The following is a 20,809-nucleotide window of genomic DNA, read 5'->3' on the forward strand; positions in this document are numbered from 1 at the left end:
CCCGGCAGCGCCAGAAAACCATGGGTGGAGACGAGTGGCTCAGGCGTCGTTATTCCAAATTCCAAACGCCAGGTGCACTGGAACAAATCGACTGTCGCGGCGTTAGAGGCCGTCCGCGGAAGGCTCCGTGGAGCAACAGGCGAAGGTCTTGGAGGGGCGGGTGCGTACAGGCCATTTCAGAAAACCGATCGTTATTCAACCTGGCCGCATAGACCGCGACAGGGTTGTGGTCTCTGTGTCCGATGCCGCCGAAGTGCTGCTGCGGGACTGGCCAAAGCCGACGTCGGAAAGGCGTCTTGCCGCGATCAAGGCCTGCCTTGCGGTGTTGCGTGGCGAAAAGCCTCCAAGGGTTGCACGGCAGGCGTTCATCGTTGCGGCCAAGGACGCCAGGATTCTGCTCGGCGATCAAATCTAGTCGTTGGCGCTATGCGCACCACCGCTGCGGATTTGGCAGAGCCTGGTTCGAACGAGAGAGGTCAGTGCCAAGATGTCAATTCCTACACCGGCCTCTGCCAGAGGCGAGATCCAGGGGGGAGAGACGCAGGACAAAACGCCGGGCTTCGATCCTGCCGTTGCTCCGATGGAGACCGACGCCGAGGCGGCGGACACACAAAATCCGATCCCTACGGAGCCGCCACCTTCCCGCCGGCCGAAATTCGAAAATGACGCCAGCTTCGCCAATGCGATGCGGCCGGTCGAAGGCGAGCCGGAACTACGACCTCGCAGCAACTGGCCGCTGTTGGTCGTTGCAGCCGTCGTTTTGGTAGCGGCCGCGGTTTTTCTGGCGGCGAGCATGCTTCGGTGAAGACGTCTGCGAGAAAGCGCGGCGACGGCCTATTCGCGAAGATCGGGTGCGCTCTTCATGCCCGAAAGTTCGGTCATCGGACACAGCAGCCGCGGCCGCGCCGGGTTAGAAATGTCGAGCTTGTCCCAAGGGATGCGGTATAGGCCATCGCGGCGGCGCAGCCGAAAGAGATCGAGCACGGCCACGCCTATGGCCGAGGCCGAAAGACGTTCGAAAGCGGCGTAGACGCCGACATGGAATTCGGTAACGACAAAATCGTCGCCATCCGGTTCGGCGCGGATTTCCTCGATGTAGCCGATGCTCTTGCCCCGCTGCGAAAGCACGCGTCGCCCAGCCAGATGTTCAAGATTGACGATGGTCATCATCAAGCTCCCGGAATGCGTCCGATGACATGATCGCGCAACCAGTCCTGCCAGGCGAAGATCGTCGTGCGACGCACATCGATATCGAACTCGACGTCGACGCCGATATCTTTCACCTTGTGCCAGGCGATCCGATGCGGCTCGCCATGGCGCTTGCCACCCAGCTTTGCCGCGAGTTGCGCCATCCATCGCCCCGGCCACGTGCCAAGGCGACGCGCCAAGGTGATGGAGCCGAGTTCGATCGCGACGATCCTTGGGGGCTTGCCCTGCCGCAATTCGGCCACCAGCCCGTCGACCTTGCCGATTTTGACCTGGCGGCGGTCGACCACCTGCTTGTCCAGGAGATCACGCAGCAACTCCATCATGTGCCTCCGAATATCTGCAGCGGGATCGTCACCACGGCCAGCACAAAGCCGAGCGCGATGATGAAGATGACCGCGGCATTCGAGAGAATGCCGTTGCGATGCTCGCCGACGTAGCGTTCGTCGTTCAGCAGAAACAGGAATGGAACCACCGTCAACGGCAGGCTGGCCGCCGTCAGCGCCATGGAAAATATGGTGAGCCTCAACGGATCGACACCAAGCATGATCGGGATGGCCGCAAGCAACAACGATACCGTATACACGGCGCTGAAGCCTGGATTGTCGCGCGGCTTGCGGTCCTCGCCCCAAGTCCAGCCGAAACCTTGCGCCACGAGGTAAGCCTGTTGCAGCGCGACTTCGAGTGCAGCGCCGAAGCAGGCAATGGCGAGAGAGGCTACGAACAGGATGAAACCCCAGAAGCCGAATACCGGGATCAGCATCAATGGCATTTGGTGATAGTCGTCGACCTGGTTGATGCCGTGCGTGGCCAGCACGAGAGCGGCCACGATCAACACGCCGATCGAAATAGTGCCGCCGAAGGTCATCCCCAGTCCCGCTATGGCCCGGTTGGCGCCGAGGTAGCTCTTGTCCCACTGGTCCTCGATAGCCCCCGAGGAATAGAACATGAACAGGTAGGGCGATATCGAGGCGCCGAGAATGCTGACCGCCATGAACCAGTAATTGGCGGTATCGTGGGCTGGCAGCGAAGGCACTGCGCCAGCCGCGACCGCCGTCCAATCGGGTTTCAGCATCACGGCCGCGACGACGAAACACAACGTCACCAAGCCGAGCATCGACACGCCTTTCTCGATGAAACCGAACGTGCCTTTCCAGAGCAGCAGCCATGCCAGAAAAGCCACCGGCAGAGCCCACCACTGGAAGCCTATGCCGGTGGCAAGTTCGAGTGCGATGGCAACGCCGCCGATCTCGGCGGAGAGCACCATGAGACTGAGCAGCAAGGTGGCAAGCAACGGCCACACAAAGACGTTGAAACCAAATCTCTCGCGGATGCCGTCGCAGATCGTGTGATGGCTCACCGCGGCGAACCGGCCGGCCATTTCCACCAGAAAGATGATGCAGATGGTGCCGAGGACCACGGCCCAGATCAACTGGAAGCCGAAGGTTGCGCCCGCTTGGGCCGCCGTCGCCATCGATCCGACTTCGAGGAAGCCGCCAACGCTGGTAACCACGCCGAGCGATATTTCCACGAGCTTCTTCATGGCTTCGGCGCGAAATATCTGGCATAGGCGGTCGCCAGCGTGCGCGAGCCCCGTCGAAGATCCTGCTTTGCGTTTTGGACCTCCGCTCGATTGTCCGCCTGCAATCCCGCTTCGGCGCGAGCCACCGCGGCTGACAGATCCTTGACCGCTGCCGCCAAAGCAGATTGCTCGGCGGGTTCAGCCGTTCCGGCCGATCGGATTTGTGCCTCGGCGTCGGCCAGAGTCTTGCCGGTCGACCGCAGCGTGCCGGCTGTGTATGCGAACGGCGCTGCCCCATCCATCCAGGCATCGAGCATTACCGATACGGTCTGTGCCGCGGAGGCCGCCGTTTGTGATTGCTGCTCGATCTGGTCGGAGGACGAGCATCCCGCCAAGACGCTCGTGAGCAACAGCACGCACATACAACTCAGCCTGGGATAAGGGCCACTAAAGGTCAAAGCCGGCGTTTGGTGCGCCACGAGAATGATCTCCCCGAGCCGATGGAAGTCGCGGTCGGCGTGAATTGATCTAGAGCGCCCGGTGTGCCCGTCAATCAAACGCCACCGCTCGGACAGGCGCCGACCACGAGACATAAGAACCAACGACAGAGGCCCGCCGGCCACGAGACCCAATTCAAGCGGAACAAAGCATCGATTGTGGGATTGGGACACGGGAAGGTGGCGACCCGTCCTGATCATCGACGTGATGGACTGCTGCACAGAGGATTCGGCAATGCCTCGTCTCATAGTCTGGATAGCCATCGTGGCGGTCGTCATCATCGCGGCTTGGTTGTGGCTCGGCAGCCATAGAACGAGCAACGATAGCGGCAGCCAGCCCGCGCCCCACGCGATCGACCAGAACGGCTAGGTGTTCAATCCTGCTCTGTTGGGTCTGCAGGGTTCTCGATCCGGTATTCGTGAACCAGGCCAAGAACCTGATTTCTCACTGTCTCGCGCGCTTCGGGCTGAATGAAAAGCATCAGCCGGTCGACGGTTTCAACGACCGGCCGCGGCAGGTCCGCTACCGCGTCGGTGAGCTCACTGCCGTGTTCATACAGGTTGTCCGTCAGCTTCTTGTCCAGATCGGAAAGGATACCCATCACCAAGCTCCATAGCTTTGCTCTCCATCCTGATAATGGTCAGTCCAGCGGAGATGTTCCGAGAAGCACGCAAGCGCCCGGCGCCGTTTCGATATTCGAAGCGCGATGGCAGAGCCAGTCGGGAAACCAGCGACCAACCAGGCCGGGAGCAGAAGGAACGTCAGGCATAACACGGTGGAGGACAGACAACGCCCTCGGCTGAAATTAAAGACGGCGCCACTGGTGACCAAGTTGCGGCTGTTGGCGAGCCGAGAATCACTGCTGCCCCGGCATCTCGGTATTTTCCTTGGGGTCTTTCTTGACCCCTGCAGCCGGTGAGGTGTCCGCCGGAGCGTTGCCGCCCTGGTTCTGCTCAGGCGCTCGTTTCAGGGGCGAGGTGCGCCACCCCACATCGACGTAGAGAAAGCCGATCAGGAAACCGACGATGATGACAACGGCTATCACCAGCGAGAGTAGTGCGTTGCGTCGTTCCATCCTGCGGCTCCCTTCGCCTGCCGAACAGCCAATGACGAAAATAGTTCCACAGCCAGGTGGCACCGGTGCCGGGCGCCGGGCGTCCCACAGCAGCGTGGCAACCGCAACGGATCGAGCGCGACCGGGTCGCGCCAGCGCCGTGCGCCCTTGCTGTTGCGATCATATCGAAACCAGACGCGGCGTCACTTTGCAACTCATGCGCGTCTCACGATTCTCGCCGGCGTCACTACCCGGGCAAGCAACGGCAAAACCCTAACCACCAGATGGCTTCGGTGATGCCGGCTGTGTCGGCTGCGTGCCTTGCTGGTCCCCGCCGGTGCTGGACTGCGGTGTCGGATTGGTATCCGTCGTTGGATTCTTGTTCACCGGCTGGCTGTTCATCGTATCCGTCTTGGATTTGACGGGGTCGGCATTGTTGTTGCACGCCGCCAGGGCGAGCAACGCCGATGCCGACCAAATCAACCACATCGCTTTCATACTGACTTTTCCTGGATGAGTTCGGGTGAAGCAACCTGCAAGGGACCTATTCGATCGAACCGGATGGAAAGCCCTTGTTTGACGGCACTTTTAGCCAGCAAATGATCCAGCTCGCTATCGTCGATGGGGCTGCGAACCAGCTGACGAATGGCCTTGCACGCCAACTCGGTCGAGACGAAGTCATATCTCCTGCTTCTGGCGGATACATATTGTTCGACCAGCATCTTCACGCGCCTGAGCGCGATTTCATCGGCATATTGCATTTTCGTTTCTCCTGCGCGCCGAACTGCCGAGTGTGTGGGTTGTTCCCAGCTGAACTCGAAACACGACCGCCAAGCTCATGAGAAAGCCCGCGCCTCCCGGCCGGGGAGCGCGCGGGCTGATCAGGCTGAGGGGAACCCGATCGCGCGGCGCCAAACAAGGGGAGCGACGACGCCGCACGACACCGAACCTGGATCGGCCTCAGTTGTTCCACTTCGTCATCTTCGCGTTGTTCGTGCCTGAACGCGCCAAGGGGGTCGACTGGCATGGCCCTTCGGCAGCCCGGCATTCGATCCGGTCCACGCGGAACAATCAGGGACCCCGCTGGTTCGGCCGGAACGAACTTCGGAGGACATGATGACCAACGCAAAGCTGGCCGTGGTGACGGGCGCATCGAGCGGCATCGGGAGGGAACTTGCCAAACTATGCGCCAAGGACGGCTATAACCTGGTCATAGCCGCCGACGAGCCCGCGGTCCAACAGGCGGCCGAGGCTCTGGCTTCGCATGATGTGACCGTTGAAGCCGTCGAGGCAGATCTGGCATCCGTCGAAGGCGTCGATCAACTCATTGCGCGGGTCGGCGATCGCGACATCGACCTTCTGTTCCTGAACGCCGGACGCGGCCTCGGCGACGGCTTTCTCGACCAGGACTGGCAGAAGGTTCGCCGGGTCATCGACACCAACATCACCGGCACGGTCTACCTTGCGCATGAGCTCGGCGCCAGGATGGCACGCCGCGGCCGTGGCCGAATTCTGTTCACCGGATCGATTGCCGGCTTCATGCCCGGCACTTTCCAGGCCGTCTACAACGGCACCAAGGCGTTCATCGATTCCTTCTCGATCGCGCTGCGCCATGAGATGCGGGACACCGGCGTCACAGTCACGGTGCTGATGCCAGGGGCGACGCAGACGCGGTTCTTCGAACGCGCCGAAATGATGGATACCAAGGTCGGCACCGACGAGAAGGACGATCCGGCAGATGTCGCCAGAACCGGTTATGAGGCGATGATGGCGGGAGAGGAACAAGTGATCAGCGGCTGGAAGAACAAGCTGCAGGTCGCCGCCGCGCATATCGCTCCGGCAGGTACGCTGGCCGAACAGCACCGCAAAATGGCCGAGCCGGGTTCAGCGTCCAGGGACTGATCTCTTCCTGTCTGCGGACGCAGACCCTTTGCGAGTATCGCAAGGTAATCGTCGGTGGCGCCCACTTCGGCTGAATGAAAGCTGCATTTGCCGATACCTCAAAATAGTCAACGCAGGAGCAACAGGATGAAAGCCCTCACATGGCACGGCAAAGGCGATATACGCTGCGATCAGGTGCAGGATCCGGCCATCGAGGATGACCGTGACGTCATCATCAAGGTCACCTGCTGCGCCATTTGCGGCTCGGACCTGCATCTGATGGACGGCTACATGCCGACCATGGAATCGGGCGACGTGCTTGGACACGAGACCATGGGAGAGGTCGTGGAGGTCGGCCGCGGTCATTCCAAGTTCAAGAAGGGCGACCGCATCGTGGTGCCGTTCAACATTTCGTGCGGCGAATGCTGGTTTTGCCAGAAGGGGCTGTTCTCGCTTTGCGACCGGTCCAATCCCAATGCCAAGCAAGCGGCCGAGGTGATGGGACAATCGCCGGCCGGCCTGTTCGGCTATTCGCATCTGGTTGGCGGCTATTGGGGCGGCCAGGCCGAATATCTGCGCGTACCATTCGCCGATGTCGGCCCGATCAAGGTGCCGGAAGGCATGGATGACGAGCAGGTGCTGTTTCTTTCCGACATCTTTCCGACCGGCTACATGGCAGCGGAAAACGCCGGCATCGAGCCCGGCGACACGGTCGCGATCTGGGGCTGCGGTCCGGTCGGCCAGTTCGCCATCCAGAGCGCATGGATGCTCGGCGCCGGTCGCGTCATCGCGATCGACAAGGTTCCGGAACGACTGGCCATGGCTCGCGAACATGGCAAGGCCGAGACACTCGATTTCAGCAATTCAAATATCTACGACGCCCTGATGGCGATGACCGATGGCCGAGGGCCGGATCGCTGCATCGATTGCGTGGGTACCGAAGCCGATGCCGGCGCCAGTGCAGACTCCATGCTCGACAAGGTCAAGGCGGCTGCCTTCCTCGGCACCGACAGGCCACATGTGCTGCGCGAAGCAATCTACTGTTGCCGCAAGGGCGGCACCATTTCGATCCCCGGCGTGTATATCGGCCTCGTCGATCATATCCCCTTTGGCGCCGCGATGAACAAGGGCCTGACGTTCCGTATGGGCCAGACCCACACGCAGCGGTATCTCGAACCGCTTTTGGCCAAGGTCCAGACCGGCGAGATCGACCCGTCCTTCGTGATCACGCACAGGGCCGGCCTTGAAGCCGGGCCCGATCTCTACAAGACGTTTCGCGACAAGCAGGACGGCTGCATCAAGGTGGTCATGCGGCCGCATGGGTGAGCCGTTCATCGGCACGAGAACCGTTTCGTCTTCGCTCGTGCCTTCCCCTTCATGGCGCCGTCGCGGTCGCGGAACTTTCAATCGTGCCGATGATTGAAATCGTTTCGTGCAAGGAAAGGAACCATCATGGCCAAGGAAGATTCTGCCTCGAAACCCGCCGTCCGGTCACCCAACGCCGAGGGCCTGCCGCACCCAAGGAGGGATGCCAGCGACACGGATGCCGGTGCAAAACCGCTGACGCCAAAGACCGCGGGCGCGTCGCGCCCGTCAAGCGTTCCATTGGACAATCCGGTCGCCAACCGAAATGCCGGTCGGCCACGCCAGGCGAGCACCACGCCCCGGCCCACCGACAAGCCGCTGGATTGATCGCGACAGGCTAGCTCTTTGGATCACGGTTTCTTGGCGCGAAGCGATGCCAGGTCGGCCACGGCAGTGAGGATGGCCGCTTCGCTTGCGGGTTTTGCCACGAATTTGCAGTTTCGGAACCGGGCGGGAAGATCGCCCCGCCCATATCCCGTTACGAACGCGAAAGGAGTGCCGCGAGTCAGCAATATCTCCGCGATCGGCAGGCTCGTTTCGGCGTTCAGTTGAACGTCCAGCAACGCCATGTCGACCTTATCGGCCTCGACCAGCCGAAGTGCTGCGGCAACGGACGAAACAGGCCCGACCACGGGATAGCCCGCCGCACGCAGATCAGACGCGACGTCCTCCGCGATCAGCCACTCGTCCTCAACCACCAGAACGCGCGGTCTGTCGCTCACGGCGCGTCCTTGTGGTTTGCCGAAAAAGCGATCTGGACCTCAAGACCTTCCTTGTGGAAGGAGGTGTCGACCTGGCCCCCGAGCCTGTAGCCGATTTCCCCCTTCAACAGGTTCAGGCCAAAGCCGTTGTTCAACGGCTCCTTGACCGGAGGGCCGTCCTTTTCGCGCCAGCCAAGCGTGAAATTATCGCCGTCCATCGCCCATCTGACACCAATCCTGCCTCGAGGCTTGGACAGGGCGCCATACTTGGCCGCGTTGGTTGCCAGTTCATGGATGGCCATACTGAGGGAAAGCCCCTGTTGCGGGCCGAGTCTAACGTCGTCGCCATCGAGTTCGATCCGTTCGATGCCGAACGGCTCGAGTTCCTGGTGGAGCAGTTCCTTGACCGAAGCTTCTTTCCACCTCTCGCGGGTCAGCAGTCCGTAGGCCCGGGACATGGCATGCAACCGGCCGATCAAGGCCTCCGCGAACTCTTCTTTCGTATCCGAACTGTCCCGCGTCCGGTTGGCGATGCTGGCGATCACCGCCAGCATGTTCTTGACGCGATGGTTGAGCTCCGAGATGAGCACCTGCTGATGCTCTTCCGCCCGCGCCAGGGTGGTGACGTCGACCAGTGTCACCACGACGCCCTGTATCCTGTTGCCCTTGTCCCGATAGGGATTGATGCGGACCATGTGAAACAGGCCCCTGGAATCGCGCGCAAGATGGTGGTTCAGGGTCTCGCCTGTCTCGAACACCTTGTCGATGTGCTGCTTCAACTCGGGATAATCGAGTTGGCTCGACAGATCCGTCAGCGGTCGGCCGACGTCGGAGGGGCGCAGACTGAAGAAGGATGAGGCCGCCGGCGTGAAGGTCCGCACCACAAGACTGCGGTCGAGAAAAATGGTCGCGATGTCGGTGCTTTCGAACAGATTGCGCAGATCGCTGTTGGCGTGATCGAGCTCTTCTATCTTGCTGGTCAACTCCGCGTTGATCGTGTTGAGCTCTTCGTTGAGCGACTGCATCTCTTCCTTGGACGCTTCAAGTTCCTCGTTGGTGGATTGCGCCTCTTCGTTGACGGAGACGAGTTCCTCGTTCGACGATTTCACCTCTTCGAGGGCCGTCTCGTATTCCTCTATGGTGGATTGAAGGCGCTCTCTTGTGTCGCGCAGTTCCCGCTCAAGATCGGCGGTGCTGTCGCTGTCACGGCCGCCCCCGTCCTCATCGGATCGGGCCTGGGTCGGGCCCGACGGCTCGAAGAGGACAAGGTAAAGCGGCTCACCATTGCCCCTCTCGGCCAGGGGTTCGATGGTCAGCCTGATCGGTTGGACGCGTTCGTCGTCTTCCTCGACGGCGAGATTGTCCCGCACAACAGTGCGGCGTGTCGTCGTCGCCTCCCTCAATGCGGCGCGCAGGTCCAGGCGAAGCCCGCGGCGCGCCATCGTCAGCAACTGCCGGCTGGGGATGCCTTGCGGCGCTTCGAGGTATCTTCCGGTCCTCGCCGAATAGTAGACGACGTCGCCTTCGGCGTTGACGAGGACATGCGGCGGCGCGAACCGCTCCAGCACCTGCGCCTCGACAGCCTGGCGCAGCGGATAGCCGACCGTGCCCTTCTTTAAGCCGGCGGTTTCGGCGGGAAAGACGCCGGAATGGACATCCCCGATCAGCGCCGGCAGCCTGATATGTGGCGAGGCATGCTCCCGTGCTTGGAAGAGGCGATGTTTCTTGTCGACGGTGGCGAACAGATTTTCGTGCTGCCCGACGCTTTCGGACGTGCCGAGGAAAAGATAGCCACCCGGCTTCAGCGAATAGTGGAAGACAGGAAGAACGCGGCTTTGAATGGCTGGGCCGAAATAGATCAGCAGATTGCGGCACGAAACCAGATCCATGCGCGAGAAGGGCGGATCGCGGATGACGCTGTGCGGCGAGAAGATGCACAGTTCCCGGATCTCGTTGCTGATGACGTAGCTTTCGCCATCGCCGTTGAAAAACCGCTGTTTGCGCTCCGGGGAAAGACCCTGCATCAAGGCCTCGGGATAGCGTGCGGCGCGCGCCACGGCCAGGGCCGGCTCGTCTATGTCGGTGGCGAATATCTGGACGCGCGGAACGGCTGAAAGCGTTTCCATGTGTTCACGCAGCAGGATGCCGATGGAGAACACCTCCTCGCCGGTGGCGCAGCCGGGAACCCAGACCCTGACCGTATCGGTCGCGGTCTTGCCCTCGAACAGCCGCGGGATGATCTTTTGCTCCAGCAATTCGAAGGCATCGGGATCGCGGAAGAAGTTGGTGACATTGATCAGCAGATCGCGAAACAGGTTCATCACCTCGCGAGGGTCCTTCTTCAGCCAGTCGATATAGCCATTGATGGACTGTATCTGGGCGATCTGCATGCGCCGCTTGATGCGGCGCAGGAATGTCTTGGTTTTATAGCCTGAAAAGTCGTGGCCGGAGTGGCTGCGCAAAATGCCGTATATCTGTTCGCGGACCTTATCTATGTCGGCCGCATGGTCGTCCTCTTCGTTCTTCAGCCCGTCCAGCGTGTCGAAGCCCCTGGCGTAAGCCTCGAGCTTCGCCCCAATCTCCTCGGCGGGCACGGCAACATCGATGAGCCCGCTGGCAATGGCGCTCTGCGGCATGTCGGGGTTGCGCGGACCGTAGCCGTCCGGCGCTTGCGCGACGGTGAGCCCGCCCCGCTCCTTGATCGCCTTCACGCCCAGGGTGCCATCGGAATCACCGCCCGACAGAATCACGCCGACCGAGTATTCGCCCTGGTCGTCGGCCAGTGCGCTGAAGAAGATATCGACAGGTTTGCGCTCCTGGGTAAGCCCATTGGGGCGCCGCAGGTGCAGCACGCCATTCTCGATGACCAGAGTGACGTTTTCCGGCATCACATAGACGTGGTCGGGTTCGACGGCCACGCCGTCCTCGACCACCACGACAGGCATGGCGGTGTAGCGGTCGATGACCTCGTGCAGCAGGCTGTTGCGCTTGGGACTGAGGTGCGTGATGATCACGAACGCCATGCCGGGCCGGTCGGTGATGCCCTTGAAAAGCCCTTCCATTGCGGGAATGCCACCAGCGGACGCACCGATGCCGACGATGGGGAACTTGATTGATCGGGCTGTCACGGCTTGTCCCCCTTTCGCCCGACCGACATGAAGCCTCTCAACGTCGGATCGGACAGGACACAACCATATAGCGCGCAGGGAGGATGGAACAAGTCAGCAAGGATGACGTTGAACCCGATATCCATGGTGGTTCAATGACAAAACGCTCTGCTGGCCTGAAACTCCTGGCGCCAATGGTGCCGGGGGCGCCTGAATTAATCGAAGGTCTCGATGGGCCCATCCCGGATCGCATGCTGGTGCTTGCGAAACGGTTGCAAGCGGCGCTGGATGACAGGAAAGTGGAAGTGCCTTCTTTGCATCCTAAACTCCGTTCGAAGAAAGGATGACGACGTGCGCGATCTGCGGGGGTTGCATCTTCTGATTGTCGAAGACGAATGGTCGATGGCTGGAGATCTTGCGAGGTTTTTCAGCAACATGGGTGCTATCATTCTCGGGCCCGCCGCTACCGTCGAGCAGGCGTCTGAACATACCGATCAAGCCGAAGCTGCAATCCTGGACGTCAATCTCAACGGCCGACGTGTGTTTCCGATCGCCGACAAGTTGATGCGCCGCGGTATCCCCTTCGTATTCTTCAGCGGCGACAACGACATCGCCATCCCCGAGCATCTCCGTTACGCCAGCAATTTGCGGAAATCCTCGGGCAGCAAGGCTGTGTTCAATGCCCTTTTTCCGCCGCAGGCGTCCGAACAAGCGGACATCTCCGTGCCCTCCCCGCCAGACGACGTTTTCACCCTTTTGCCCAAACTGCGCCTCGCGGCGCGTCTTCTGCTGGGAGACGTCAACGCATCGGACCGGCTGGTCGAGAGGACACTCGAGCAAGCGATCCGGGACGTCGACCACCGGCAGCTTGGCCAGTCCACCGAAAACTGGCTCAACGACGTCATGCGAGAAGTGGCCAAAGCCCGCGGCGCAAAGCTGATGCATTGAATTCTCCTGGGCCGAGGCCAAGGCGCTTCCCTTGGGGGCTGCTGGATCACCTTTCTGGATCAGCGCCCGAAGCAATAGGGCAGTCGATTGTTCCAGCGACTTTCGAGATTTTCTGGGGCCCGCTGCATCGGCCGCCAGGCCTTCTTAACCTTTGCGATCGCGCTCGACGAATTTGTTGAAACGGCTGGATTTTCCGTCGCTGGTCTTGGCCTGATAAAGGAAGGCCAGATCGTTCTCGTCGAATATCCGGAAGAACTCGTCCCAATCGATGGGGTCGAATGCTTCCTCGGGCTCGCCAAAGTCGATCCGCAGGATGCCGCCCTCGCCCTTGGTGCGGACCACCGCCGGCCGGCCCTGCCGCTCCTCGGCCCATTTGCGAATTTCGTCGTGATTGGTGGTCGTCTGGGACTGCGACATTGAAATCTCCCTTGATCATCGGCTTCGCCTTTCGGCGTCACGGCGGCTGTCGAGCGCCCTAACAGCATACCGGCGGCAATGTTCCCGCATCGCGGGCCGATGGTGTTGCGCTTGCTTTCAGGCGAAGCCCGCGAAGGGAACTTTGTTGAAGCACAGGGAACAAACCTTTTGCCGAAAAGTTCGGGGCGCCGAGGTCATTTGTCCGAGGAGTCGTCGTGAAACGCATATTGGTTACAGGAGGCTGCGGCTTCATCGGCCGCCACGTCACACAAGAACTCATCGCTCAGGATTATTCAGTTCGCATTCTCGACGCCCTGCTGGAGCAGGTGCATGCGGGTGAAGCGGTCGCCCTTCCCGCAGGTGCCGAACTGATCAAGGGCGACATTCGCGACCGCGAAGCCGTTGCCGAGGCGCTGGAAGGCGTCGACGCCGTCATTCATCTGGCGTCGGAAGTCGGCGTCGGACAATCAATGTACGAGATCGCGCGCTATGTCGGCACCAACGATCTCGGCACGGCGACATTGCTTGAAGCGCTGATCAAGCATCCGGTCGAACGGATCGTCGTCGCCTCCTCGATGAGCGTCTATGGCGAGGGCCTCTATGCCACGCCCGACGGCCGGCGCATCGACAATGCAAGGCGCAAGTCAAGCGACATCAAAAGCGGACAGTGGAATCCGCTGTCGCCGGAAGGCGAACCCCTTTCGCCGCTGCCGACGGATGAAGAAAAGCCGGTCGACCTCGCCTCGATCTACGCGCTGACGAAATACGCCCAGGAACGCGCCGTGCTGATCTTTGGCGAAGCGTACAACATCGATGCGGTCGCGTTGCGCCTGTTCAATGTCTTCGGTGCCGGCCAGGCGCTATCAAATCCCTATACCGGCGTGCTGGCCAATTTCGCTTCACGTCTCGCCAATGGCCAACGGCCGATGATCTTCGAGGATGGCGAACAGAAGCGCGATTTCGTTCATGTGCATGACGTCGCCCGCGCCTTTCGCCTTGCGCTGCAGCAACGTCAGGCAAAGGGCCACGTCATCAACATCGGCAGCGGCCGCGCCTATGCGATCAGCGAAGTCGCGCGATTGCTGGCCGAAGCCATGGGAACCCCGAACCGTTCGCCCGAGCTGCTCGGCAAGGCGCGCTCCGGCGACATTCGCAACTGCTTCGCCGATATCTCCAAGGCTCGTGAGCTGCTCGGCTTCGAACCCGGCCTGCAATTGGAGAACTCTCTCGGGGATTTCGTTTCCTGGGTGCGCAACACGGCCGCCGTCGATCGCGGCGCCGAAATGAAGCGCGAACTCGAAGAGCGCGGGTTGGTGTCATGAGCCCGGGCGCACGCAACCGACGCCAAGCGCCGGTCGCCATCGTCGGCGGCAGCGGCTTCATAGGATCAAACCTGGCCGACAGCCTGTTGTCGGATGGCGAGCCGGTGCTGGTGGTCGACAATCTCAGCCGTCCCGGCGTCGAACAGAACCTGCAATGGCTTGCCCAGAAACACGGTGGCCGCCTTACGGTCGAGACCATCGATGTGCGGGACGCCAATGCCTTGGCGCCGGCCCTGATGAGATGCAAGGCGATTTTCCATCTGGCCGCGCAGACGGCCGTCACCACGAGCCTGGTCCGGCCGGACGAGGATTTCGACATCAATCTTCGCGGAACGTTCAACGTGCTGGAAGCGGCGCGGCTGAGCGGCGAGCGCATCCCGGTGATTTTCGCCAGCACCAACAAGGTTTACGGCAGCCTCCCCGACGTCGCGGTTCGCGCGGACGACGACCGCTACATACCTTGCGATAGCGCGATCCAGGCCGGCGGGATCGACGAGGCTCGCGGCCTCGATTTCTGCACACCCTATGGCTGCTCCAAGGGCGCGGCGGACCAATATGTGCTCGATTATGCCAAGTCCTACGGCATGCCGACGGCGGTGCTGCGGATGAGCTGCATCTACGGACCGCGCCAGTTTGGAACCGAGGACCAGGGTTGGGTAGCGCACTTCCTGCTCAGCGCCCTGACGGGACGGGAAATCACCATCTACGGCGACGGCAGGCAGGTGCGCGACATCCTGCACGTCTCCGATGCGGTCGCCGCCTACAGGGCCGTGCTGGACGAGATCGAGATCACCAAGGGCCAGGCATTCAATCTTGGCGGCGGACCTGAAAACGCGCTCAGCCTGCGTATGCTGTTGAGCGAGATCGGCGGCCTGACCGGTCGCGAGCTCTCGGTCCGCCATGATGGGGAACGGACCGGCGACCAGCCCTTCTTCGTCGCCGATACCCGCAAGATCGAAACCGCGCTTGGCTGGAAGGCGCAGGTTGCGTGGCGTGAGGGCATTCGCGATCTCGCCGACTGGCTGCAGCGCCACCGGCTCGAGCCCCGCCCCGAAGCCGTGAGGTACGTCGCATGAGAATAGCCCTGGTCAACCCGTCCTGGACATATGACGACAGCATCTATTTCGGCTGCCGCCAACCGCATCTGCCCCTGGAACTCGGCTATTCGAAAGCCCTGATCGAGGCGACCGGGCATGAGGTGCTCATGCTGGACGGACAATTGCAGAAACTCGATAATTCCGGGCTCTGCGAACGCGTGGTTGATTTCGCGCCGGCAATGACGGTTGTCAGCACCGCGCCAACCTATCTGTTCTGGCGCTGCGCACCGCCGGAATTGCGGGTGCCGGCCGATTTCCTCAATCGCCTGGCCGGGCGTGGCGGACGCACGGTCGCGGTCGGGCCACATGGTTCGGCGACGCCGGCGCCGACCTTGCGCAAGCTGGGCGTCGACATTGTCGTGCGCGGCGAATGCGAGGAAGTCGTCGCGGAACTTGCACGACGCGACGATTGGAGCGCGGTACCCTCAACCGCCTATCTGCGGGATGCCAAGCTGGTTTCGAACGGCGGCGTCCATTCCAGTTCGTTTGTCGATCACCCGCCGCTGGAATGGCCATCCGACTGGATTGCCGCCCATTCACACCACCATCACCGGTTCGATGACCAACAGCTTGGATTCGGCGCCGAGGTCGAGGCGTCGCGCGGCTGTCCCTACAATTGCAGCTTCTGCGCCAAGATCGATTTCCGCGATGCCTATCGCCGCCGCAACCACGAAGCGGTGGTGACTGAAATCGATGGGCTGATCGCCCAAGGTGTCGGCTACATCTACTTCATCGACGAAATCTTCCTGCCCCAAAAAGCGTTGCTGGAGGCGTTGGTCGGCCGCGATGTGAAATTCGGCGTCCAGACCCGCATCGATCTCTGGAAACCCGAGCTGCTGGAACTGCTGGGCGCGGCTGGCTGCGTATCCATCGAAGCCGGCCTCGAAAGCCTGACGGTGGAAGGGCGGGCCATGCTGGCGAAGCGCTGCCGGCTGGGCACCGAGGAGCTTGCCGCGCTGCTGGTCAAGGCCAGACGCCACGTTCCCTTCGTCCAGGCCAATCTGATCGGCGTCGTCGAGGACGATCCTGCCCTTGTCGATCACTGGCGCGCCCACCTGATCGACAATGGCGTGTGGGCCAATGAACCCGTACCGCTTTATCCATATCCGAGTTCGCCCAGCTATCGCGAGCTTTGGGGCGAACCCGACGACCTCGCCTGGGAGCGCGCCCATGATCATTACCTCGCATCGTTCCAGAAGTTCAGCGACATCCAGGAAAAGCGCCCGCGCCCGCTGGCGGAACTGGAGGCGGCATGTTGCGGACACTGACGCCACGCAAGCGCCGCATCCTGATGACCGTCGACGCCATGGGCGGAGTATGGCGCTATGCGCTTGATCTCGGCCGGGAACTGGTCAATGGCGGCGACAGCGTTGTGTTCGCCGGCCTGGGGCCGCAACCATCAAGGCAACAGGCCGAAGAGGCACGCTCCTTCGCGACGCTCATCTGGCTGAATACGCCACTGGACTGGATGACCCGCAGCGCCGGCGAGCTCGACCGTCTGCCGCTGGAATTGCGTGCGCCGATACGCGACTACGCCATCGACCTTGTCCATCTCAACGGACCGACGCAGGCGGTGGGGTTGGACGCGCCTTGCCCAGTCATAGTCGTCTCGCATTCATGCGTGACGACATGGTTCCATTCCGTCAAGGGACAGGCGTTGGATAGCGCATGGAGCTGGCAGAAAGAGCGCAACAGGCGCGGCTTCGACAGGGCCGACGCAGTCATCGCCCCAAGCCGCAGCCATGCCGAGATGCTCGAGACCTGCTATGGCCCGATCGCACGCCTTCACGTCGTCGGAAATGCCGCACGCCCCGTCCCGACAGCAGAAACCCGCCAGCCGCTCGTCTTCGCCGCCGCCCGCTGGTGGGACGAGGGAAAGAATGTGGTGGTGGTCGACCAGGCCGCCTCGTTGACGCAATGGCCTCTCTTTACAGCCGGTTCGCTTCACGGCCCGAACGGCGAGCGCGCCACCGTCAACCATGCCGTTCCTCTCGGAGCACTGCCGCATGGCGAGGTGCGCTCCCTGATGGCCCGCGCCGGTATTTTCGTGTCTCCGTCGCTCTACGAACCGTTCGGTCTGGCGGCTCTGGAAGCGGCCATGTCGGCAACGCCCCTGGTGCTCTCGGACATCCCGACCTATCGCGAGTTATGGGACGGGGCCGCGATGTTCTTTGACGGTCGCGACCCGCATGATCTCGCTGCCTGCATCAATCGTCTTTCCAGCGATGCGGGGCATAGGCGGGAGCTCGGCCACGCCGCCCTCCGCCGAAGCCGCAGGTTCACCCTGGGGAGACAGGCAGCGGCCATGCGCGATGTCTACGAAAAGGCGGCGCTGGCCGTGGCGGAGCGCTGATCATGCGCTTCTTGTTCTACACCCACTCGCTCGTCTCCGACTGGAACCACGGCAATGCCCATTTCCTTCGCGGCGTCATGCGCGAACTGGTGGCGCGCCGGCATCAGGCCATCGCTCTGGAGCCGGCGGACGGCTGGAGCCGATCGAACCTACTGGCCGAGAGGGGATCCTTCGCGATCGAACGTTTTCGCAAGGATTTCCCCGAATTGATGCCGGTGACCTACGATGCCGGGTTCGACCATGAAGCCTGGATCGCCGAGGCCGACGTGGTGATCGTCCACGAATGGACCGACCCGGAGCTTGTCGCTCGCATCGGCCGTGCCCGGGCCGATGGCGGCAAATTCACCTTGCTGTTTCACGACACCCATCACCGCGCCGTGTCGGCCACCGAGGCAATCTCGGCGCTCCGCCTGGAACATTATGATGGCGTTCTCGCCTTTGGCGAAGCGCTGCGCGAGAGCTATCTGCGCGCCGGGTGGGGCAAGCGTGTCTTCACCTGGCATGAAGCGGCGGACGATCGGCTGTTCAAACCGCACCCGGAAATCCACGCGACGTCCGACCTGGTCTGGATCGGAAACTGGGGCGATGACGAGCGGACGGCCGAAATCCAGGAATTCCTGATCGAACCCGTGCGCGATCTCGGTCTTCAGGCCACTGTTCACGGGGTTCGCTATCCCGAGCCGGCACTTGCCGATCTGGCAGCCGCCGGTCTGCGCTACGAAGGGTGGATCGCCAATGCCGACGTGCCGAAGGTGTTCGCCGCGCATCGTGTCACCGTGCACATCCCGCGGCGTCCTTATCGTGAAGGCTTGCCCGGAATTCCGACGATCCGCATGTTCGAGGCACTTGCCTGCGGCATCCCGCTGATTTCAGCGCCTTGGTCCGACGTCGAGCAGCTTTTCAGGCCCGGCATCGACTTCCTGTTTGCCGAGGATGGATCGCAAATGCGGCAACACCTCCAGGCGGTGTTGGCCGATCCCGATTTTGCGGCCTCCCTGGTGACCTCGGGTCTTGAGACCATCCGCTCGCGGCACACCTGCCGTCACCGCGTCGACGAGTTGTTCGACGTGCTCTGGCAATGCACGACCCTGCACACCGCCGAGCTGACCGCCGCAAAGGAAGCCGCAGCATGAAGATCGCATTCTATGGATCGAGCCTCTTGTCGTCCTACTGGAACGGCGCCGCGACCTATTACCGAGGATTGCTGAAGGCGCTTTCGCAACTGGGCTACGAAATCACCTTCTACGAACCTGACGTTTATGACCGGCAGAAGAACCGTGACATCGAGGCGCCGGACTGGTGCTCTGTCGTCGTCTACGAGGCAACCCACCATGCCCTGATGCAGGTGGCGGCGCGTGCCGCCGAGGCCGATATCGTCGTCAAGGCGAGTGGCGTCGGCTTCGAGGACGAGGCGCTGCTTCGCGCCGTGCTCGACCACGCCCGCAGTGATGCGCTCATCGTATTCTGGGATGTCGACGCGCCGGCGACGCTCGCCCAGCTGCGCGACGAGCCGGACCACCCGCTGCATCGTGCGCTGCAAGAAATCGACCTTGTGCTGACCTATGGCGGCGGCGATCCCGTAGTCTGGGCCTATCGTGCCATGGGCGCGAACGAGTGCGTGCCAATCTACAATGCGCTCGATCCCGAAACGCACCACCCGGTCGCCAGCAATGCGCGTTTTGCCTGCGATCTGGCGTTTCTCGGAAACAGGCTGCCGGATCGTGAAGCGCGTGTGGGATCGTTCTTCCTCGATCCTGCGAGCCAGCTGCCGGAACAACGTTTTCTGCTCGGCGGATCTGGGTGGGGCGACAAGCCGCTCCCCGCCAATGTCGGCTGGCTCGGCCATGTCGGCACCCGCGATCACAACGCCTTCAATGTCACGCCGAAGGCGGTGCTGAACATCAGCCGCGACAGCATGGCCGCGAACGGTTTTTCACCCGCCACGCGTGTCTTCGAGGCGGCCGGCGCCGGCGCTTGCCTGATCACCGATGCCTGGCTCGGCGTCGAGCTGTTCCTGAAGCCCGACGAGGAGATCCTTGTGGCGCGCGACGGCGGCGATGTCGCCGAAATCATGCAGGCGCTGACCCCAGTTCGGGCAAAGGCGATCGGCCAGGCCGCACTTCGACGCGTTCTCGCCGATCATACCTACGCATTGCGGGCGGCCGTGGCTGATGCGGTCTTCAAACGGCATTTGACGCACGGGACCGTGGAGGCAGCCGAATGACCAGGCAGTTGGACATCGTCTTTCTCGGCCTGTCGCTTTCCTCGTCCTGGGGAAACGGCCATGCCACCACTTTTCGAGGTCTGTTGAAAGGCCTCCACCAACTCGGCCATCGCGTAACTTTTCTGGAGCGCGATGTGCCATGGTACGCCAATCACCGCGATTTGCGCGATCCGGATTTCTGCGCCTTGCGCTACTACGAAACCGTGCAGGAACTGCAACGCGACTACGCGCGGTGTCTGCAACAGGCCGATGTCGTGGTGATCGGCTCCTTCGTACCGGAAGGGCGCGCGGTGATCGACACCGTCGCTTCACTTTGCAAAGGACAACTCTGCTTTTACGACATCGACACGCCGGTGACCCTGGCGAAGCTGTCGGCGGACGATTGCGACTATCTGAGCTGGCGCCAAATCCCCTACTTCGACATCTATTTCTCTTTTGCCGGCGGCCCGATGCTTGCCGATCTGACGCAGACCTTCGGCGCACGCCGCGCCGAGCCGCTCTACTGTTCGGTCGATCCGGAACGGCATCACCGCACCGCCGATCCGATCGGCTGGGATCTCGGTTATCTCGGCACCTACAGCGCCGACCGGCAAGCCACACTCAACGCGCTTCTGCTCGAGCCTGCACGGCGCATGCCGGATCGGCGTTTCGTCGTGGCCGGCTCGCAATATCCGTCCGACATCGACTGGCCCGACAATGTCGAGCGCATCGAACACTTGCCGCCGGCCGATCATGCCGCATTCTATAGCCGTCAGCGCTACACCCTGAACGTCACACGCAGTTCCATGATTGCCGCGGGATGGTCCCCCAGCGTGCGCCTTTTCGAAGCCGCGGCTTGCGGCACGCCGATCATCAGCGACCGCTGGCCAGGCCTCGACAGCTTCTTTCCCGCATCGACGATCCACACGGCCAGGATGGCGGACGAGGTCGTCGCGATCCTGTCCCGGGAATCGGCTCGTACACGTCTCGCGATGGCCGACCGGGCACGCGAACTCGTCCTTGCCTCCCACACCGGTGCGGCCAGGGCTCGCGAATTCATCACGGCGCTTACGCAAAAGGGGGCGGTGGTCCTCGATCTCGATATCGGAAGTGCAGCATGACTGGCAGACAGGAG

At 62.0% G+C, this 20,809-nt stretch carries 26 protein-coding genes; 15 read left to right on the plus strand and 11 right to left on the minus strand.

Annotation, left to right across the window (positions count from 1 at the left end):
- Window positions 1–160: 160 nt before the first annotated feature.
- Window positions 161–415, plus strand: a complete 255-nt coding sequence (locus tag LB516_RS13435) for a DUF982 domain-containing protein (protein ID WP_224719711.1) — start codon at window positions 161–163, stop codon at window positions 413–415.
- Between the two features lie 72 nt (window positions 416–487).
- On the plus strand, window positions 488–805 hold the full coding sequence (locus tag LB516_RS13440) for a hypothetical protein (RefSeq protein ID WP_224582907.1): 318 nt from the start codon (window positions 488–490) through the stop codon (window positions 803–805).
- 29 nt (window positions 806–834) lie between these two features.
- Here the strand turns inward: LB516_RS13440 and LB516_RS13445 are convergent, their stop codons facing one another.
- The 4 genes from LB516_RS13445 to LB516_RS13460 are packed head-to-tail and all read right to left on the minus strand — an operon-like array spanning window position 835 to window position 3,150.
- On the minus strand, window positions 835–1,167 hold the full coding sequence (locus tag LB516_RS13445; protein WP_140715355.1) for a hypothetical protein: 333 nt from the start codon (window positions 1,165–1,167) through the stop codon (window positions 835–837).
- A 2-nt stretch (window positions 1,168–1,169) separates the two neighbouring features.
- A complete protein-coding gene (locus tag LB516_RS13450; RefSeq protein WP_140715357.1) occupies window positions 1,170–1,529 on the minus strand; it encodes a hypothetical protein in 360 nt (119 codons plus the stop codon).
- The gene (locus LB516_RS13455; RefSeq protein WP_015319131.1) at window positions 1,529–2,749 is read right to left on the minus strand and encodes an NRAMP family divalent metal transporter; all 1,221 of its coding nucleotides are present in this window, start codon (window positions 2,747–2,749) and stop codon (window positions 1,529–1,531) included. The genes LB516_RS13450 and LB516_RS13455 overlap by 1 nt, the downstream gene beginning before the upstream one ends.
- Window positions 2,746–3,150, minus strand: coding sequence for a hypothetical protein (locus tag LB516_RS13460; RefSeq protein WP_140715510.1), 405 nt, complete (start codon window positions 3,148–3,150; stop codon window positions 2,746–2,748). Before LB516_RS13460 ends, LB516_RS13455 begins: the two co-directional genes overlap by 4 nt.
- Window positions 3,151–3,460: 310 nt before the next feature.
- On the opposite strand from LB516_RS13460, the gene LB516_RS28855 reads away from it, so the two are divergent.
- Window positions 3,461–3,595: a hypothetical protein gene (locus LB516_RS28855; protein WP_263484678.1), complete on the plus strand. Its 135-nt coding sequence runs from the start codon at window positions 3,461–3,463 to the stop codon at window positions 3,593–3,595.
- 4 nt (window positions 3,596–3,599) lie between these two features.
- Here LB516_RS28855 and LB516_RS13465 read toward each other — a convergent pair whose 3' ends face one another.
- The 4 genes from LB516_RS13465 to LB516_RS13480 all read right to left on the minus strand — a co-directional run bounded on the left by LB516_RS13465 (window position 3,600) and on the right by LB516_RS13480 (window position 5,041).
- Window positions 3,600–3,827, minus strand: a complete 228-nt coding sequence (locus tag LB516_RS13465) for a hypothetical protein (RefSeq protein WP_181172959.1) — start codon at window positions 3,825–3,827, stop codon at window positions 3,600–3,602.
- A 255-nt stretch (window positions 3,828–4,082) separates the two neighbouring features.
- Window positions 4,083–4,301 (minus strand): hypothetical protein, encoded by a 219-nt coding sequence (locus LB516_RS13470; protein ID WP_140715361.1) that lies wholly within the window; start codon window positions 4,299–4,301, stop codon window positions 4,083–4,085.
- 252 nt (window positions 4,302–4,553) lie between these two features.
- Complete coding sequence (locus tag LB516_RS13475; RefSeq protein ID WP_015319135.1) at window positions 4,554–4,778, minus strand: hypothetical protein; 225 nt, start codon at window positions 4,776–4,778, stop codon at window positions 4,554–4,556.
- Window positions 4,775–5,041, minus strand: coding sequence for a hypothetical protein (locus LB516_RS13480; RefSeq protein WP_015319136.1), 267 nt, complete (start codon window positions 5,039–5,041; stop codon window positions 4,775–4,777). The genes LB516_RS13475 and LB516_RS13480 overlap by 4 nt, the downstream gene beginning before the upstream one ends.
- A gap of 355 nt (window positions 5,042–5,396) precedes the next feature.
- On the opposite strand from LB516_RS13480, the gene LB516_RS13485 reads away from it, so the two are divergent.
- From LB516_RS13485 to LB516_RS13495, 3 genes are all read left to right on the plus strand, one after another.
- Window positions 5,397–6,182, plus strand: a complete 786-nt coding sequence (locus tag LB516_RS13485; RefSeq protein WP_224719712.1) for an SDR family NAD(P)-dependent oxidoreductase — start codon at window positions 5,397–5,399, stop codon at window positions 6,180–6,182.
- 126 nt (window positions 6,183–6,308) lie between these two features.
- On the plus strand, window positions 6,309–7,487 hold the full coding sequence (locus LB516_RS13490; protein WP_140617532.1) for a zinc-dependent alcohol dehydrogenase: 1,179 nt from the start codon (window positions 6,309–6,311) through the stop codon (window positions 7,485–7,487).
- Between the two features lie 126 nt (window positions 7,488–7,613).
- The gene (locus tag LB516_RS13495; RefSeq protein ID WP_015319139.1) at window positions 7,614–7,853 is read left to right on the plus strand and encodes a hypothetical protein; all 240 of its coding nucleotides are present in this window, start codon (window positions 7,614–7,616) and stop codon (window positions 7,851–7,853) included.
- Window positions 7,854–7,876: 23 nt separating this feature from the next.
- Here the strand turns inward: LB516_RS13495 and LB516_RS13500 are convergent, their stop codons facing one another.
- Window positions 7,877–8,224, minus strand: coding sequence for a response regulator (locus LB516_RS13500; protein ID WP_245262903.1), 348 nt, complete (start codon window positions 8,222–8,224; stop codon window positions 7,877–7,879).
- Window positions 8,225–8,244: 20 nt separating this feature from the next.
- Complete coding sequence (locus LB516_RS13505) at window positions 8,245–11,355, minus strand: CheR family methyltransferase (protein ID WP_140617533.1); 3,111 nt, start codon at window positions 11,353–11,355, stop codon at window positions 8,245–8,247.
- Window positions 11,356–11,438: 83 nt separating this feature from the next.
- Here LB516_RS13505 and LB516_RS13510 point away from each other — a divergent pair, with 83 nt between their 5' ends.
- Complete coding sequence (locus LB516_RS13510) at window positions 11,439–11,681, plus strand: hypothetical protein (RefSeq protein WP_140617534.1); 243 nt, start codon at window positions 11,439–11,441, stop codon at window positions 11,679–11,681.
- Window positions 11,682–11,685: 4 nt separating this feature from the next.
- A complete protein-coding gene (locus LB516_RS13515) occupies window positions 11,686–12,282 on the plus strand; it encodes a response regulator (RefSeq protein WP_015319142.1) in 597 nt (198 codons plus the stop codon).
- Between the two features lie 144 nt (window positions 12,283–12,426).
- Here LB516_RS13515 and LB516_RS13520 read toward each other — a convergent pair whose 3' ends face one another.
- The gene (locus LB516_RS13520; protein ID WP_015319143.1) at window positions 12,427–12,699 is read right to left on the minus strand and encodes a hypothetical protein; all 273 of its coding nucleotides are present in this window, start codon (window positions 12,697–12,699) and stop codon (window positions 12,427–12,429) included.
- 215 nt (window positions 12,700–12,914) lie between these two features.
- Here LB516_RS13520 and LB516_RS13525 point away from each other — a divergent pair, with 215 nt between their 5' ends.
- From LB516_RS13525 to LB516_RS13555, 7 genes are read left to right on the plus strand one after another with little or no spacing between them, the layout of a single operon-like run.
- Window positions 12,915–14,021 carry an NAD-dependent epimerase/dehydratase family protein gene (locus LB516_RS13525; protein WP_224719713.1) on the plus strand — a complete coding sequence of 369 codons (1,107 nt, stop codon included), beginning with the start codon at window positions 12,915–12,917 and terminating at the stop codon, window positions 14,019–14,021.
- Window positions 14,018–15,097 (plus strand): NAD-dependent epimerase/dehydratase family protein, encoded by a 1,080-nt coding sequence (locus LB516_RS13530; protein ID WP_224683408.1) that lies wholly within the window; start codon window positions 14,018–14,020, stop codon window positions 15,095–15,097. Before LB516_RS13525 ends, LB516_RS13530 begins: the two co-directional genes overlap by 4 nt.
- Complete coding sequence (locus LB516_RS13535; RefSeq protein WP_224719714.1) at window positions 15,094–16,386, plus strand: TIGR04295 family B12-binding domain-containing radical SAM protein; 1,293 nt, start codon at window positions 15,094–15,096, stop codon at window positions 16,384–16,386. Before LB516_RS13530 ends, LB516_RS13535 begins: the two co-directional genes overlap by 4 nt.
- Window positions 16,371–17,471 carry a glycosyltransferase family 4 protein gene (locus LB516_RS13540; protein ID WP_224683410.1) on the plus strand — a complete coding sequence of 367 codons (1,101 nt, stop codon included), beginning with the start codon at window positions 16,371–16,373 and terminating at the stop codon, window positions 17,469–17,471. The genes LB516_RS13535 and LB516_RS13540 overlap by 16 nt, the downstream gene beginning before the upstream one ends.
- 2 nt (window positions 17,472–17,473) lie before the next feature.
- Entirely contained in the window at window positions 17,474–18,604 is a 1,131-nt protein-coding gene (locus tag LB516_RS13545) for a glycosyltransferase (protein ID WP_015319148.1), read from the plus strand.
- Window positions 18,601–19,695, plus strand: a complete 1,095-nt coding sequence (locus LB516_RS13550; RefSeq protein ID WP_140724269.1) for a glycosyltransferase — start codon at window positions 18,601–18,603, stop codon at window positions 19,693–19,695. The genes LB516_RS13545 and LB516_RS13550 overlap by 4 nt, the downstream gene beginning before the upstream one ends.
- A complete protein-coding gene (locus LB516_RS13555; protein ID WP_140715380.1) occupies window positions 19,692–20,795 on the plus strand; it encodes a glycosyltransferase in 1,104 nt (367 codons plus the stop codon). The genes LB516_RS13550 and LB516_RS13555 overlap by 4 nt, the downstream gene beginning before the upstream one ends.
- Window positions 20,796–20,809: the final 14 nt, after the last annotated feature.

This window comes from Mesorhizobium sp. CO1-1-7, from assembly GCF_020164885.1.
Classification (GTDB): domain Bacteria; phylum Pseudomonadota; class Alphaproteobacteria; order Rhizobiales; family Rhizobiaceae; genus Mesorhizobium; species Mesorhizobium australicum.